The sequence below is a fragment of the Actinomyces ruminicola genome, assembly GCF_900103885.1.
In the GTDB taxonomy this organism is placed as follows: Bacteria; Actinomycetota; Actinomycetes; order Actinomycetales; family Actinomycetaceae; genus Actinomyces; species Actinomyces ruminicola.
This window is the reverse complement of the sequence record NZ_FNIM01000016.1, coordinates 1-16,028: the sequence shown is the minus strand read 5'-3', so window position 1 is coordinate 16,028 and position 16,028 is coordinate 1. Positions and strand designations below refer to the sequence as shown.

Below are 16,028 nucleotides of genomic sequence, written 5' to 3'. Positions count from 1 at the left end.
CTACCGCTTTCCCGTGCGCGTCTTCAGGCGCTCACGGGCGCTGTCGGCGGCGGCGCTGGTGGCGGCTGTGGTCGCCTGCACCCCGCGACTGGTGAGCGCGCGGGTGCGCGGGTGGGGCAGCACCGCGACCAGGCCGACACCCACCAGCACCATCAGCGCTACGATCGCCGCCACGAAGCCGCTGCGCGGGCCGACGTCGGCCATGCGCCCCGGTCCGACCTGCCCGGACGCGGCCAGGCATGCCAGCAGCACCCCGCCGGCCAGGGCCAGCGCCACCGTGACCGTCACCGCCGCGGTCTGCCGCAGCGGGAGGCCACGCAGCGCCGTCCGCCACCGCCAGGCGACCGCTGCGGCCGCGAGCGCGATGAGGAAGGGCAGGAATGCGCCCTCCGCGCCCAGCGCCGCGGTGGGCAGTCCCCCCAGGAGCGGCAGCCCGGGCACCGCCCCGGCAAGCACGCGGGTGGGTGAGAACACCGAGCCCGTGCCCATTACGAAGCCCGGCCCCGCCAGCCAGGACAGCGCCCACACCACTGCCGTGGGCAGCCAGCCGAGTTGCAGCAGCGTCAGGCCCGCCGTCGCCGCGAGCCCACCGCCGGCGAGGACGTCGTGCAGCCGGGAGACCCGGCCCGCCCCCACGATCAGCCCCAGCAGCGCCGTCGCCCCGGCGAGGACGACCAGCACCACGGCGAGTTCCCGGGTCACGCGCAGCGCCACCCCGAGCCACTCCGGCCGCCGCTCCTGCCATTCGGCCGCCGCCTGCCAGCCCCGCCCTGAACGCTGCAGTGACCAGGCCGTGACCGCCGCGGTGAGGACCGTCACGCCCATGCCGGCGGTCCAGGTACGTGAAGCGGCCGGATGCGTCGCAGCCACGATCACCAGAGACGTGACGGCGGCGGCGCCGACGGTGATCGCCCCTGCCGCGGGCCCACTGAGCCGGGCGCGGCGTACCGATGCGCGAGTCAGCCACACCTGCAGCAGTGTCAGCCCCAGCAGCGGCAGGCTCAGCGTGCCGTACTCCCCGGTGCCGGCGCCCATGGCACCGCCGAAGCCGAGGCTCCAGATTCCGGTACCGGTGCGCAGCACACCGCCCAGGGAGAGCGCCGCGGCGGCGTCCCGGGAGGACGAGGCCAAGTACAGGGCGAGGATCGGCAGCACCACCAGCCCCCAGCCGAGCACCACGGACTCCGCCCCGGCGCGCACGGCCAGTGGCCAGTCGGCCGGCAGGGCGCGCCCGGCCGAGGCGGCGCCCGGCCCCGGCGGGGGCTGTCGGCGCAACCGTTCCCTAAGGTTCATGCCCGCATCTCCATCCTCTCGGGGGACGTCCCGGGGTGTCGGTCCCGACGGCGTCGGGTGACCACCGCCGACCCTAACGCGGGCCGGTGGACGGGCCGCGGTGGGACACGGGCGTGCACGGGAGTCTGCATGCACCCTTACGCCGCGGAGTGCCGACGTGCCCGGGTCCCGAGGCGGGCGGACGTGCCGCCGCCCGATGAACAGCGCGTGAACGAGTCGGACCTCGGCCACCGCATGCGGCGAGGACCACACTAGAATCAGGTCCAGCACCAGAACAGCGGACGCCCACGGAAGGACCCACCATGTCTAGCGACGCGCAATGTGACACCACGGCCGACCCGGCGGTCGGCGCAGCGGCTGGCGCCTCCCTCGCCGATGAGCCCGTGCGCATCGGGGTGCTCACCTCCGGCGGTGACGCGCAGGGCATGAACGCGGCGGTACGCGCCGTGGTGCGCACCGCGCTGCGCATGGGTGCGCAGCCGTATGCGGTGATGGAGGGCTGGGCCGGCGCCGTGGCCGGGGGCGACGGCGTGCGCAAGCTGGAGTGGGACTCGGTCGGCTCGGTCCTGCACCGGGGCGGCACCATTATCGGTACCGCCCGTTCCAAGGAGTTCCGCGAGCGCGAGGGCCAGCTGGCGGCCTGCCGCAATCTGCTCGAGCACGGCATCGACCGCCTGGTGGTCATCGGCGGCGACGGGTCTCTGACCGGCACCAACGAGTTCCGCAAGAACTGGCCCGGCCTGGTGGCCGAGCTGGCCGAGCGCGGCGAGATCTCCGCTGAGACCGCCGCCGCCCACCCGGTGCTCATGACCACTGGGATCGTCGGCTCGATTGACAACGACCTGGTGGGCGCGGACATGACCATCGGCGCCGACTCCGCCCTGCACCGCATTCTTGAGGCGATCGATGACATCTCCTCCACCGCCGCCTCCCACCAGCGCACCTTCATCGTGGAGGTCATGGGCCGGCACTGCGGCTATCTGGCGCTGATGGCCGCGGTGGCCGGGGGCTGCGACTACGTGCTGGTGCCCGAGCTGCCGCCCGCCGACGGTTGGGAGGAGGACATGTGCCGCAAGCTAGCCAAGGGCCGTGAGGCCGGGCGCCGCGAGTCCATGGTGATCGTGGCCGAGGGCGCCACCGACCGCTCCGGCAACCCCATCACCGCCGACGACGTCAAGCGGGTCATGGCCGAGCGACTCGGGGAGGATGCCCGCGTGACGATCCTCGGACACGTCCAGCGCGGTGGCAAGCCGAGCGCCTACGACCGCTGGATGTCCACGCTGCTGGGCTGCACCGCGGCCCGCGAGGTCGTGCTGGCCACTCCCGAGAGCGAACCGGTGATCATTGCCGAAAGGCAGAACCGCATCAAGCGTCTGCCCATGATGGAGCAGATCCGCGCCACCCGCGCCGTCAAGGACCTGGTGGCCTCCGGCGATTACCGGGGCGCGGTGGCGGCGCGCGGGGCGAGCTTCGAGCAGATGCTCGGCATCTTCGAGACCATGTCCACTCCGCCCGAGCTGGACCCGGCGGCGGAGGACGCGCTGAGCGCTGGCGCGGGCCGCTCCCGGCGGGTGGCAATCGTGCACGCGGGCGGCCTGGCGCCAGGCATGAACACCGCGGCGCGGGCGGCGGTGCGGCTGGGCCTGGACCACGGCTTCACCATGCTCGGCGTGTACGGCGGCTTCCCGGGCCTGCTGGACGGCAACGTGCGCGAGCTGTCCTGGGACGACGTCGAGGGCTGGGTCGGTGACGGCGGCGCCGAGCTGGGTACCCGCCGGGACATCCCCACCATCGAGCAGCTGTACTCGCTGGGCCGGGCCATCGAGTCCCACGAGATCGACGCCATGCTCATCATCGGCGGTTTCAACGCCTACCTGGCGGCGCACAAGCTGGTCACCGAGCGCGGCCGCTACCCCGCCTTCAAGATCCCACTGATCTGCGTGCCCGCGTCCATTGACAACAACCTGCCCGGCTCCGAGCTGTCCATCGGCGCGGACACGGCCCTGAACAGCGCGGTGGCGGCGCTGGACGCGATCAAGCAGTCCGCGGCGGCCTCGCGCCGCTGCTTCGTGGCAGAGGCGATGGGCCGTCGCTGCGGGTATCTCACGCTCATGAGCGGCATCGCCACGGGGGCCGAGCGCGTATACCTCAACGAGGAGGGGCTGACCCTGGGCAAGCTGGCGCAGGACTCGGCCCGCATGGTGGAGTCCTTCCGGTCCGGGCGCAAGCTCTACCTGGTCATCCGCAATGAGCGGGCCAGTGAGAACTACACCTTGGACGTGCTGGCGAAGATCTTCTCCGAGGAGAGCCAGGGTCTGTACGACGTGCGTCAGGCTCAGATCGGACACCTGCAGCAGGGCGGGGACCCGACCGCATTCGACCGCATCATGGCCACCAAGCTCGTGGCGCACGCGCTGGACCTGCTGTCCGACCAGCTGGACGCCGGCACCCACCACTCCAGCTATGTGGGGCTCGTTGAGGGCCGGATCACGCACCACCGCCTGGAGCACATGGATGAGGAACTCGAATTGGCGGCGCGGCGCCCACTGCACCAGTGGTGGATGGGGCTGCGCGATGCCATCGGCCTGGTCAACAAGGACCTGGGGGTCATGTCCGCCGCGGAGGTCCCCGACTTCGGTCAGACCGTCTCCCAGGCCGCCTCGGGCGGAGACAGGGACTGAAGGCGCGAACAGGGCTGAGCCGTGCCCAGGGCGGCCCGGTTGCTGGACGCCCTGTGGCCGATAGGGTCGCGGGGTGACCAGTTCTCCCGCGCCCTCCCTGCCCGCTGCGCGCATCCGCGCCCGTCTACGGCTCGGCGCTGCCGTGGTGCTGTCCGGGATGGCTGCGGGCCTGATCGGTATTGCCATGGCCATTCTGCTGGAGGGCTTCGAGTGGCTCTTCTACGGCGTGAGTGAGGGCACCCTGCCACAGCGGGTCCAGGCGGCCGCGCCGTGGCGGCGGGTGCTCGCGCCGGCCGTCGGCGGGCTGCTCGCGGGCGCCCTGTGGTGGTGGGAGCGGGCCACCGGTGGCGTGGTGGGCGTGGAGGCGGCCGTCGGGGATGTCTCCGCTCACGCCTCGCGCCGCATGGGCCTGCTGCGTCCCTTCGGCGACGGCGTGCTGCAGGTATTGACGGTGGGTGCCGGCAACTCGGTGGGCCGCGAGGGCGCGCCCCGGCTCATGGCCGGAGCCGTCGCCGCCGGGCTCGCATCCCGTCTCGGCCTGGAGGCGAAGACGACCCGGATACTGGTGGCCGCGGCGGCCGGGGCGGGCCTGGCGGCCATGTACAACGCGCCCCTGGGCGGGGCCGCCTTCGCCGTCGAGATCACCATGCTGAGCGGCATGCGCCGGCGGGGCGTGTGGCTGGCCCTGCCGGTGAGCCTGCTGGCCACGGTCGTCTCCTGGCTGCACTCGGACGGGAGGCCGACTTTCACGGTGAGCATCGATGATCCCGCCCCCGCCACCCTGGTTGGCGCCACGCTGGTGCTGCCGGTAGCGGCGCTGCTGGGCGCAGGTGCCCGGTCACTGTGGGCGAGGCTCCGGGACCACCGGCTGCCGGACACCTGGGCACTGCCGCTGGGAATCGGAGCGGCCGGTCTGCTCACGGGTTCGGCGTCCCTGTGGCTGCCGGTGCTGCCGGGCAACGGCCGCGACGCCCTGGAGGCGGCGCTGCTGTCTCCCACCAGCGCCGCCGCGCTGTTGGCACTGGTCGGCGTCGTAGTGCTCAAGCCGCTGCTTACCGGGCTGACCCTGGGCGCGGGGGCCACCGGCGGGCTGCTGGCGCCCTCCTTCGCCCTGGGAGGCAGCGCGGGCGCGGCCATCGCCGTGGCCGCCAACCTGGCCGGCTGGCAGGTGAGCATTCCGGCGTTGGCGCTCGTGGGCGGCGGCGCGGTGCTGTCGATCACGCAGCGGGCCCCGGTGTTCGGCACGGTGTTCGTGTGGGAGCTGGCCCGCGGCCCGCTGTGGGTGCTGGCACTGATGGCAGTCGTCTCAGCCGCCTGCTGGTGGCTGACGTCATCTCTGGGCCGGGGCGGACGCGTCCGCCCTCTGCTCCGGGGAGGCCCAGCAAGCTCCTGAACCGAGAGTCCTCGCCATGTCCACTCGTCCGCAAGCCACTGTCCTTCTACTGACCCTGCTGGTCGCCGCCCCCATGACTGCCATCCTCCTGGCGCTGAGCGGCGGCCCGTGGCGGCTGCTGCTCCTGGCCTTCTACGTGTGCGTGCTGTGCTACTGGCGTCTGGCGGAGCACCGACCATGGCGCGATCTCGTGTACTCGGACGGCAGAGCGTGGGCGCTGCTCGCTGTCGGCGCCGCCGCACCGGCCATTGGCGGGGTCCTCCTGCGCGCCCAGGAGGACCCCGAATATGTCAAAACCGTCACCGCTGCCACACCCGCCCTACTACTGAGTGCCGTCGGCATGGCGGTGCTCGTCGGCTGCTGTCTGAACGCGATTCCCGAGGAGGTGGCCCTGCGCCGCGCCCTTCTGGATCCGCTGCTCCAGCGCTGGGGCGCGCCGTTGGCGGTATCCGCCACCGCCCTGGCCTTCGTGGCCTGGCACCTGCCCACCTGGTTGGAGTCGGGCATTCCCGGATCGGTATACGCGGTCGAGATTCCTGACAAGTTGGTCTTCGGTCTGGTGGCCGGCTGGTCGGTGGTACGACTGCGGTCCCTGTTCTTCGCCCTGGGCATGCACATGGGGTCGAACGCGATCGGGGTGTCTCTCGACGCGCTCGCGCCGCGGGAGCAGTCCTGGGCGGTGCCCGATGCGCCCACCGTGCTCATCACCACCGCCCAGCTGGCCGCGAGCGCGCTGCTCGTATGGTGGCTGAGTCGGACGCCGAGCCCCGCCCTGGAGAACGCTCCGTAGGCGGGTTTACTGTCCGGATTCGGGACAAACGCCGTCGGCGGCTCCAAGGACCGGTCCACAAACCGCATAATTCCAACGATCGTGAAATCGAGAATCAGCGGGAATCACCCGTTTGTCCCGAATCCGGACACTTCTCACAGCCGACGGCGCAGGATCACCGAGTCCCAGCCGTCCAGGTCGGGCACGCCCGTGCCCAGGGCCGCATCGGCCGGCAGGGAGACCATGAGCACGCGCTCGGCATCCTCCCAATCCCCCAGGTCGAGCCCCTCGGCGGCCAGTCGGCCGCGCAGCGCGGAGCCGTTCCCGGTCTCCAGCCCCTCGCGCGTGCACGAGGCGAGCAGCAGGACCTGTTCACGGGCGCCGTCGGCGTCCACGTATTCGCGCAGCAGCGTCCAGGAGTCGGCGGCATCGGCGTCCAAGAGGCGGAAGGTACCCAGGGCCACGGCGTCGTCATCGTGCCGCAGGGCAATCAGCGCCCGGTAGTGCTCGAAGACGCTGCCGGGCACGCCCACCTGGGCGGCGGCGTTGATCTCCCCGTAGTTGGGGGTGACGTCGATCCACGGGGTGCCGGTGGTGAAGCCGGCGCCCGCGGTCGCGTCCCACTGCACCGGGGTGCGGGCGTTGTCGCGGGAGTTGACGGCCATGCCGGCCAGTAGCGCGGCAGGGTCGTCGCCGACGCCGGTGCGCTCGCGGAAGTAGTTGATGGACTCCAGGTCCCGGTAGGAGTCGATGCCGCTGAAGACGGTGTTGGTCTGGCCGAGCTCCTCCCCCTGGTAGACGTAGGGCGTGCCCCGGTGCAGGTGGAGGATGGAGGCGATGGTCTTGGCACTGATCTCCCGCCAGTCAGGATCGTCGTCGCCGAAGCGGGAGACGGCGCGCGGCTGGTCGTGGTTGTCCCAGTAGTTGGAGTTCCAGCCCCGCTCACCGGTGATGCGGCCGGCGGCGTCGACGGCGGGGGCGAGGGCCGCCTGCCAGCCGGCCAGATTGCGCTTGAGGGCGACGCGGTCCAGCGGCCGGGGATCGAACTTGCCGCCGGGGCCGTCGGTCAGGCCCACATGCTCGAACTGGAAGACCATGTCCACCTCACTGCGGGCGGGGTCGGTGTAGCGCGTCGCCTCGGCGGTGGTGACGCCGGGAGTCTCGCCAACGGTGATGATGTGACGCTGCCGCGGCGCGAAGACCTCCTGGTTCATCTCGTGCAGGAACTCGTGCACGCGCGGCCCGTTGGCGACCATGCGCTCGGCGTTGCCGTACAGGGCGCCTTCCGGGCGGGGGCCGTCGGCGAGCGGGTAGGTCTTGGAGATCAGGTTGATGACGTCCATGCGGAACCCGTCCACCCCGCGGTCGAGCCAGCGGCCCATCATGTCGTAGACGGCGCGCCGAACCTGCAGATTCTCCCAGTTCAGGTCGGGCTGCTTGACGGAGAACAGGTGCAGGTAGAACTCCTGGGTGGCCGGGTCCCACTGCCAGGCGGGCCCGGAGAAGAAGGACCCCCAGTTGGTGGGCTCGGTGCCGGGCGCGCCGGGCGCCAGGCCGGGAACCTCGCGGGCGGGCCGCCAGATGTACCAGTCCCGCTTGGGGCCGTCCTTCGAGCTGCGGGAGGCCGTGAACCAGGGGTGCTCGTCGGAGGTGTGGTTGACCACCAGGTCCATGACCAGGCGCATGCCGCGCGCGTGCAGGCCCTCGATCAGGGCGTCGATGTCCGCCAGGGAGCCGAACAGCGGATCGATGTCCTCGTAGTCGGAGATGTCGTAGCCGTTGTCGTCCTGCGGGGAGCGGTAGACGGGGCTGAGCCAGACGACGTCGACGCCGAGGGCGTCCAGGTGGTCCAGGCGGGCGGTGATGCCCGGGATATCGCCGTAGCCGTCCGCGTTGGTGTCCTGAAAGGAGCGCGGGTAGATCTGGTAGACGACGGCGCGCCGCCACCAGTCGGCGTCCTGGCCGACGTGGTGGGAGCTGACGATCAGCGGCGGGTACATGGCGGAGGCCTTCCGGGGTGGGAGTGGAGCGCGAACATGGCTACCGGGCAAGGCGTAGACGACGACGTCCATACCCCGCCAAGAGCCACCGGACAAAGGTCACTTGTGCCGGTACCAGGCAGGTTGTTGATACCGGCCTGACAGCATCACGCCAAGCGTACGCCAATCTGGTGGAGCGATAAACCGTCCGGCCGGGGCATATGCCCCGGCCGGACTATGGCTTACTTCTGGCTGCCACGCATGACCCCGGAGATGACCCAGCGCTGGGCGATCACGTAGACCAGGAACATTGGGGCGATAGCCATCAGGTAGGAGGCGAAGGAGACCGGGTAGTTGGTGTTGAACTGGCCCTGGAAGACGTACTGGGCCAGCGGCAGCGTGGCCTTGGTCTGGTCGGTGAGGATGACCAGCGGAAGCAGGAAGTCATTCCACGCCCACAGACAGGTCAGGATCCCGACGGTGGCGTTCATGGGCGACAGCAGCGGGAAGATGATCCGCCAGAAGATCGTCCAGCGGCTGGCGCCGTCCATGGCGGCCGCCTCCTCCAGCTCCTCCGGGATGGACTTGATGAAGGAGGTGTACATCAGGATGTTGAAGGCCAGGCCGTAGACCACGTACAGCAGGATCAATCCGGCCTCGTTGTCCAGGTGCAGCAGGGCGGTCTCCTTGACCACCGGCAGCATGATGATCGGGAAGGGTACGAACAGCGCTGCCACGAAGTAGTAGTACAGGCGGCGGAACCACGGGCGGTGCATGTTGCGGCCGAGTGCGTAGGCGACCATGGAGTTGGACAGCAGGGTGAACACGGTCGCACCGACGGTGATGATTGCGGAGGTCAGCACCCGCCGCGGGTAGGAGGTCATCTCCCAGGCGGTGGCGAAGTTGTCCAGGCTCCAGGAGCGCGGCAGCGCCCAGCCGGAGGTCGCCAGTTCCTCGGGGGTCTTGAAGGCGGTGACGACCGTGAAGTACAGCGGCACCAGCACGGTCAGGCTGAGCACGATTGCCAGCAGCGTGGTCCACCAGTTGGTGCGCCCGAAGGTGCCCCTGGAACTGCGCCGGATTTGGTAGACCTCTGGCGCACCGGCGCCCAGGCGGCTCGGCTCGACGGCGCTGCTGGACTCCGCGGGGTTGGAGACGTTGGTGGTGGTGGCGGTCATGGCGGATCAGACCCTTTCCTGGCTCTGGGTGAAGCGCAGCTGGGCGAAGGACAGCAGCACCACGATGAGGAAGTAGATGACGCCATTCGCCGTCTGGTAGGCGTACTCGCCGCCCTGGAAGCCGTTCTTGAAAATAAGGTAGGAGATGGACTGAGTGGCGGTGCCGGGACCGCCGGAGGTCAGGGCCACGATCTGGTCGAAGACTCCCAGGAAGCCCTTGAAGGACAGCACCATGTTGATGCCCAGGTAGGGGATGATCAGCGGCAGGGTCATGGACCACAGCCGCCGCACCGGACCGGCGCCGTCGATGGCGGAGGCCTCGTAGATCTCCTCGGGCACGGTCTGCAGGCCGGCCAGGTAGATGATCGTGTTGTAGGCGACCGACTGCCACACACCGACGACGACGATCGCGAGCCAGGCCAGGTCCTCATTGGCCAGCAGCGAGGTGCTCAGCCACTCCCACCCCAGGGCCTGCCCGATCTGCGGCAGGTTGTTGGTGAACAGGTAGCTGAAGATGTAGGACACCACCAGCACCGGAAGGATGTACGGCACGAAGAACACCCCGCGGAAGAGGGCACGTGCCCTCATCTTGGAGTTGAGCACGAGCGCCAGCCCCAGGGCGATGATGTTGGTCAGTACTGAGGCGACGATCGCGTACTTGAAGGTGAACAGGTACGAGCCCCAGATGATGTCGTCGGTGAACAGGTTCTTGTAGTTGGTCAGCCCGACGAAGTGCCAGTCTCCGTAGCCCTTGAAATTGGTGAAGGTGTAGAAGACGCCCGTCAGCAGCGGGATCGTCAGTAGCACGGTGAAGACGAGCGCGGCCGGAAGCACCATCCAGATGAAGGCGGGGTCCACCTTCTTGGCCTGGTTGGCGCGGATCTCCCGGGCCCTGTCTGCCGGAGCCGCAGCGGTCTTAACAGTTCGAGTACTCATGTTTCTCCGGTCCTCCTGCCTCAGGCCGTCTCATTGATGCGGCGTACGACCTTGTCCCACTGGGTGTCCAGCGTGGAGATGAGCTGGTCCAGATCGCCGTCGAACAGGTACTTCTGCACATATGCGTTCAAGGTGATCGCCGGCGGGAAGTTGTGGTCGGAGTAGGTGGCGACCCTCCCGGCGTCGAAGTAGGGCTGCAGTCCCTCCAGGGCGGGGTCCTTTGCGGACAGCGTCGTCAGCGTCGGATAGGCGACCTGCTCGTCGCAGTAGGCGGTCATATTCGCCTCGTCCATCAGGTATTGGAAGAAGCGCAGGTTCTCCTCCGGGTGGGCCGGGCTCTCCCCCATGGTCAGGGCCACGTCGACGCCGGAGACGACCTTGGTGTCGGCGGCATCGTCCGCCGGGGCGGCGAAGGTGCCCAGGTTGATGTCCGGGTTGTAGGAGCGGATGGCAGGGATGGCGTAGGTGCCGTGCCAGTACATGGCGGCCTTGCCCTGTGCGAAGCCCTGGTTGCCGTCGTTGTAGCCCAGGGCGGCCTTGTCGGCGTTGCCGTATTTGACCGCCTGGAGCATCTTCTCGAACACGGGCGTCAGCTCCGCGAAGGAGGTGCCGGAGTTCAGGTCGCGGCGCCTGTCGTACCAGGCGGCGACGCCGTCGGCGAGGAAGGAGCCGGACAGGGAGTTGAAGGCGGGAGCCCCGGTCCAGTTGTCCTTGATGGCCCAGTAGAAGGGGTCGATGCCCTGGGCGGTGAGCTCGTCGCAGACCTCGATGAGCTCGTCCCAGGTGGTCGGCGGCTCGACGCCGGCATCCGCAAAGACGTCCTGGTTGTAGATGATGCCCGAGCCGTTGTCGGCGAAGGCGACGCCGTTGGTCTGCCCCTCGCCGCCGGTGCCGAGCGTGTTGAGGATGGAGGCGATCGACGGATTCACGCCGTCCAGCAGGCTGGTCTGGTTGAAGTCGTAGAAGATGCCGGTGCTCGCCAGGGCACCGTAGTTGTAGTCACCGTTGATGGTGATCAGGTCCGGAGTATCGCCCTTGACCAGCCGGGCGCGCAACGAGGTGATGTTGTCGGCCTGGAAGTTCTGGGTGACGACGATGTCCGGGTTGGCGGCGTTGAAGTCGGCGCAGATCTGATCGAACAGGGTGATGGCCTCACTCTTGAACTGGAACAGTTCGAGATGGACCTTGCCGTCTCCGGATGAGCAGCCGGCGAGCGTACTGCTCGTGGCCGCGAGCGCCGCCGTCGTCGCCGCTGTGGCGAGGAAGGAGCGCCTGCTCCATGCTCTCATAGGGACCTCCATGCGTCCTTGCTGGGGTGGGTGGGGCGCCGCCGGGTCGGCGGACGAATGAGAATATTCTGAATCAAAACAAACATGTCCGCAACTTCTTCCGCCGCCGCGCCCGTGACAGCCTCGGCAAACCGCCTCCCGCGAGCAGCACGCCCAGCGGGGAGCGGATGCCCGCATACGCCGCCCACCGCCCCGGATCGGGCATGATGGGGACATGGTCGTCTCAACCGCCGCGCCCGGCGTCGATTCGCCCGATTCGCCGTGGGCCGACCTCAGCGACACACAGCGCGAAATCGTGCTGGCCCTGCTGCGCCACGGCCGACTCCTGCGCCCTGACATCATGCGTATCGTCGGCATCTCCCCCGGCTCCGTGACCCGGTTGACCACTCCCCTGGTGGAGGCGGGCCTGCTCACCGTGCACACTCAGCAGGTCGCCGACACCGGCCGCCCCCAGTCGCCGTTGGAGGTACGCGCCGACGCCGAGTCGGTGGTGGGGGTCGGCCTGTCAACGGGCCTGCTGACAGCGGTCCTGACCGACCTGCGCCTGGGAGTCCTCGCCACGGCACGCCGCCCGCTCCCGGGTCACACTCCCGCAGACATCATCAGCGAGCTGGCCGCCGCCCTCACCGAACTCGCCGCCGCCGCACCCGAGTCCCCGCCGCCCTCCTGCCTGGGGGTCAGCCTGGGAGGCACGGCGCGCGATGGGCACACGGTCGACGAAGCGGTGTTCTACGGCTGGCATCGAGTACCCCTGGCCGATTTCATCGAGGCCCGTCTGGGCGTGCCTACCATCATCGGCAACGACCTGACCGCCTTGACGCTGCGGGAGGCCTGGTTCGGAGTCGGCCGGGAATGCAGCCGCTTCAACGTCCTCACCGTGGGGGCAGGCGTCGGATACGGGCTGGTGGTGGACGGCAAGGTGGTGACGAACCCGGACGCCGAGTTGGGACTGTTGGGAATGGTGCCCGTGCCCGACGGCGGCCGCCCGGCCGGCGTCTCCCCGGCGATGGCCTGCCTGACCAACGAGTCCCTGGAGCAGCTCTGGACCGATCACCATCACGACTGGCTGACCGCCGCGGATATCGTCGCCCGAGCCGAGGCGGGCAGCGCCGACGCCGTAACCGTGTGCGCCTCCTTCGCCCGCAGATTGGGGCACCTGCTAGGCATGGCAGCGGCCTTCGCACTGCCTGAAACTGTGGTGGTGGCGGGAGAGCGCGCCACCATTGCCGCCCTGTTCGAGGACGAGGTGCGCGAGGGCATCGCCGCCGTGCGCCGCGCTAGCGCCGCCCCGCTCGACATCGTCGTGCGCGAGCACGACCGGGCCGACTGGGCGTGCGGCGCCGCCACCCTGGCCCTGCGCGCCCGCGTCCTGGGCGAGTTATGACGTTGCGCAGCACATCCCACATCATCTCCACCCCACAACCGCCCCTGGAGCAACCTCCCTCCAGGCAAGAACGCGGACCACAGCCCGCTGGCCACCCCGCGACACGCACTGCACCCGGCTTCCAGTGAACCAGAGGGAATCACACACAGCAACGAATTTCAGTGACATATGTCATATTAAAGTGCGAGATATCATATCTTGCGCAGTGTTGCGAATGCATCGGCACGAATCTCCCGGTAAAAGGATGTCCCGCCATGTCCCGAATAAAAGCTCTCGTTGCCACCGCCGTCTCTGCGCCCAGCCTTGGGTTCTCCATGACTCCAGCGCATGCCGACACGAACACGGACGACTTGAGTCAAGCGCTTCCCGAGGGGGCAACCGTGCAAGTCGTGACCACAGACCCGGAAGCACTCGCGCAACGGGCGCCGACCTTGACGCCTCAGGCGATACCAACGTGCGCCAAGGGCCGGGAAGCAGCCTGGGCGTGTTTTGCGGCTAATGCGATGACTTGCGGCGCGTTCACCGTTGCCGGAGGGGTTCCCGGCGCCATCTGCGAGGGAGTGTTCCGGCGTGCCTCATGTCAAGGTGCCCGCGAAAACTCGTTGGTGACTCATTTGGGACTGCCCGCGAAGCCGTGAGGATCTAGGAGGCGGCTTTCTTGATGCGGATGCCCTTGCGGGGCGTCGGGCAGGACGCTGGGGAACTGGGCGAGGCAGGTGCTGGTCGGTGGTGTCCTTGGCCAGAGCTATGAGCACGTCCTGGAGCCCGTGCGGTGCGGCGGGTGATGGCGGCAGGGTTTAGCTGGTTGCGGTAGGCGATCAGCTCATGCCTTGTGCCTGTCGGTCAACACGTCGGTGCCGGGCAGCCGGCCGGGTGGGATACGAGGAGCGTCGTACAGGCGCCCCTCGCTTGCCCTCCTTGTCGGTCCCCCACCCGATGGGCTTGCTGGTGGGAGTCTAGGGGAGTTGGCCTGCGCGTCCACCAGTACCCACAACCGGCTTGAGAACCCCTGCCGCTCGGCGTCGGTGCCGGTGGCGGTAGCAGCGAGGGCGTAGCGCCGTTACCTGGTGGTTGTTCTTGGACACGGGTGGTGGCCTGGTCGTTCTTCGCGTACGGCCGGCCCCGGGCGGGAGTAGACGTGCCGGGTCCGCTGCCCACCCGGCCACCTGCGTGGCTGGGTGAACTCGCTGCCGTTGTTCGGTAGTCCATGCCCGTGATGGGGAAGGGGATGTCGTCCACGGCCTGGTCCAGGACTGCCCCGGGCGTGCTTCTCGGCGCCGCCCACGCATGGACCGGGTGAAGGCCCCGGCCGGTGAACACGGTTGGTCATGTTCCCGGTCCGGGCGAACTCGCCCCTGCGGGCACCGGGCCACAGTGAGCGACGGTAACGGGCCTCGAAGAACCCCGGGGACTGCACGGGCCTCGCCCGCCGGCCTTGCGGATCCTGACGGGCGCTGCGCAACCGGCGGGCCGACCATTGGTGGCGCTCTTGCCTCGCAGCCGGCCCCTTGGCCGGTGGTGGGATAGCGGTCGATGGCCTGTCGCGCTCATCGACACCCGGCTCACGCCGCACGTCCTGGCTGTAGCGGTCAGTACCTTCCGCGAGCTCGCCCGCGGCCTCCAGCAGGCCCCGGTAGCAGAGGCATTGATACTCGTCGGTACTTGCCGCAACTCCCCCGCCGCTGGCCGCCCACACTCGCTGTAAGACCTTCAACGCGTCGCACCGAGTGCTCTGCGCGCCCTGGTCCTGGGCTCGGGCCTGCCAGCTCCGCCAGGACGCTTGGCCACCGCCCTCAGGCGCCGCCTGGCACCCTCCCGGCTCCAGCCGGTCACCGCGCACACCTCGCCCCGGCATCCTCCCCTTGTCCTTCTTGGACGCCTTGGCATACGCCCCCGCGTACTTCCTGGTGATCTCCGCCCTGGCCCGCACTGACAACCCACCACCGCATGCCCACCACGATCCGCGACTCTCGCGGGCAGTACCTGGATGAGGCACCGAACCACTTTCGCGGGCACCTGTAATGAGTCTCGTCGAGGTATTGCGCTGAGCCTGTTTCCGGACTACAACGCTCCTCGCAGGAAGAAGTGACCTTATGGACAGCTCGATTCGTTCCAAGTCCCATTTTGCACGGCACGTCCTGGCGACGGTCATAGTCGCCGCAGGTGTCTGCGGGATCTCCGCGGCCCTCGGACACGGCGACAACATCCCGCTGATCCTCCTCGCCGCACCCATTGTGGGAGTCCTAGACGCAACCGCAATTAGGTGGAGGCACATACAACAGGGCCAGTAGCAAGAGACTCTCCGCCCTGAGCAAGAGTGCGTACGCAGCACCGCCTTCACGGTGCTGTGTACGCACTCATACTCGCTCAGGCCGCGACAGGGGGCTCCCCAAGACCCTGAGGGTTATCGGCGTGATTGTGCTCTGGGGGGTTGATCCGGGACGGTGCCTGGCATCCGCGGGCAGATGTACTGGCCGTGGCCACACGGTCCCCGCGGGCAAGGGCTCTGCCCGCTCCGCCAGACCCCGATGAAGAAGTCCAGCCGCACCACGTCGCAGGCACCCAGCGGTGCCAGCGCACCGCCTGCCGGGCACCGGCCGCCACGCCGCCCGGTGCCGGTCCGCCCGCTCCCGCCCCGCCCGCTCAGGAGGGCTCCCAGGTGTACGCCGACCGTGCATCGACGCTGAACCGACACGAGTTCGGACCCCCTTGCACCGGCTTGGACCCCTTGCGCCGGTTCGGACCCCTTACGTCGCTTTGGACCGCCCACGCCGCACTGTTATGTCTCAGGACATCGGTGACAGTTCTGCCTCAGGACATCGGTGACAGTTCTGGGGTGTTTGGTGGTGACACTTCGGGTCGGATTGGGGCATGAGCTCAACGAACCGTCGTGTTGATCCGCGTGTGCGTCTGGCGATCGTCCGGTGGCCGGATGACGCCCCGCGCGGGGCGGTGACCACCTTCTGCGCCGAGCAGTCCATCTCCCGTAAGACCTTCTATGCGATCCGCGCCCGCGCTCGTACCGAGGGCGAGGCCGCGGCTCTTGAGCCTGGCTCCACCAGGCCGCGTAGGAGTCCGTCGGCTATCAGTGCTGATCAGCGCACCCAGGCGCTGCGGGTGCGGGCG

At 69.1% G+C, this 16,028-nt stretch carries 9 protein-coding genes and 1 pseudogene; 5 read left to right on the top strand and 5 right to left on the bottom strand.

The window, feature by feature from the left end; all coding sequences use genetic code 11:
* Positions 1-1,293 carry a cell division protein PerM gene (locus tag BLR49_RS10850; RefSeq protein WP_143013752.1) on the bottom strand — a complete coding sequence of 431 codons (1,293 nt, stop codon included), beginning with the start codon at positions 1,291-1,293 and terminating at the stop codon, positions 1-3.
* A 302-nt stretch (positions 1,294-1,595) separates the two neighbouring features.
* Here BLR49_RS10850 and BLR49_RS10845 point away from each other — a divergent pair, with 302 nt between their 5' ends.
* From BLR49_RS10845 to BLR49_RS10835, 3 genes are all read left to right on the top strand, one after another.
* Positions 1,596-3,974, top strand: a complete 2,379-nt coding sequence (locus tag BLR49_RS10845; RefSeq protein WP_092537513.1) for a 6-phosphofructokinase — start codon at positions 1,596-1,598, stop codon at positions 3,972-3,974.
* 157 nt (positions 3,975-4,131) lie between these two features.
* Entirely contained in the window at positions 4,132-5,367 is a 1,236-nt protein-coding gene (locus tag BLR49_RS10840) for a chloride channel protein (protein ID WP_092537580.1), read from the top strand.
* Between the two features lie 16 nt (positions 5,368-5,383).
* Entirely contained in the window at positions 5,384-6,157 is a 774-nt protein-coding gene (locus tag BLR49_RS10835; protein WP_092537511.1) for a CPBP family intramembrane glutamic endopeptidase, read from the top strand.
* Positions 6,158-6,291: 134 nt separating this feature from the next.
* Here BLR49_RS10835 and BLR49_RS10830 read toward each other — a convergent pair whose 3' ends face one another.
* From BLR49_RS10830 to BLR49_RS10815, 4 genes are all read right to left on the bottom strand, one after another.
* Complete coding sequence (locus tag BLR49_RS10830) at positions 6,292-8,136, bottom strand: alpha-glucosidase (protein WP_092537510.1); 1,845 nt, start codon at positions 8,134-8,136, stop codon at positions 6,292-6,294.
* A gap of 221 nt (positions 8,137-8,357) precedes the next feature.
* Positions 8,358-9,293, bottom strand: a complete 936-nt coding sequence (locus BLR49_RS10825) for a carbohydrate ABC transporter permease (protein ID WP_245690623.1) — start codon at positions 9,291-9,293, stop codon at positions 8,358-8,360.
* Positions 9,294-9,299: 6 nt separating this feature from the next.
* A complete protein-coding gene (locus BLR49_RS10820) occupies positions 9,300-10,229 on the bottom strand; it encodes a carbohydrate ABC transporter permease (protein ID WP_176765858.1) in 930 nt (309 codons plus the stop codon).
* A gap of 20 nt (positions 10,230-10,249) precedes the next feature.
* On the bottom strand, positions 10,250-11,518 hold the full coding sequence (locus BLR49_RS10815) for an ABC transporter substrate-binding protein (RefSeq protein WP_245690622.1): 1,269 nt from the start codon (positions 11,516-11,518) through the stop codon (positions 10,250-10,252).
* Positions 11,519-11,732: 214 nt separating this feature from the next.
* On the opposite strand from BLR49_RS10815, the gene BLR49_RS10810 reads away from it, so the two are divergent.
* Both BLR49_RS10810 and BLR49_RS10805 read left to right on the top strand, forming a co-directional pair.
* Positions 11,733-12,902: an ROK family transcriptional regulator gene (locus BLR49_RS10810; RefSeq protein ID WP_092537506.1), complete on the top strand. Its 1,170-nt coding sequence runs from the start codon at positions 11,733-11,735 to the stop codon at positions 12,900-12,902.
* Between the two features lie 2,871 nt (positions 12,903-15,773).
* Positions 15,774-16,028, top strand: a pseudogene (locus tag BLR49_RS10805) (IS481-like element ISAar28 family transposase); the annotation flags it as partial.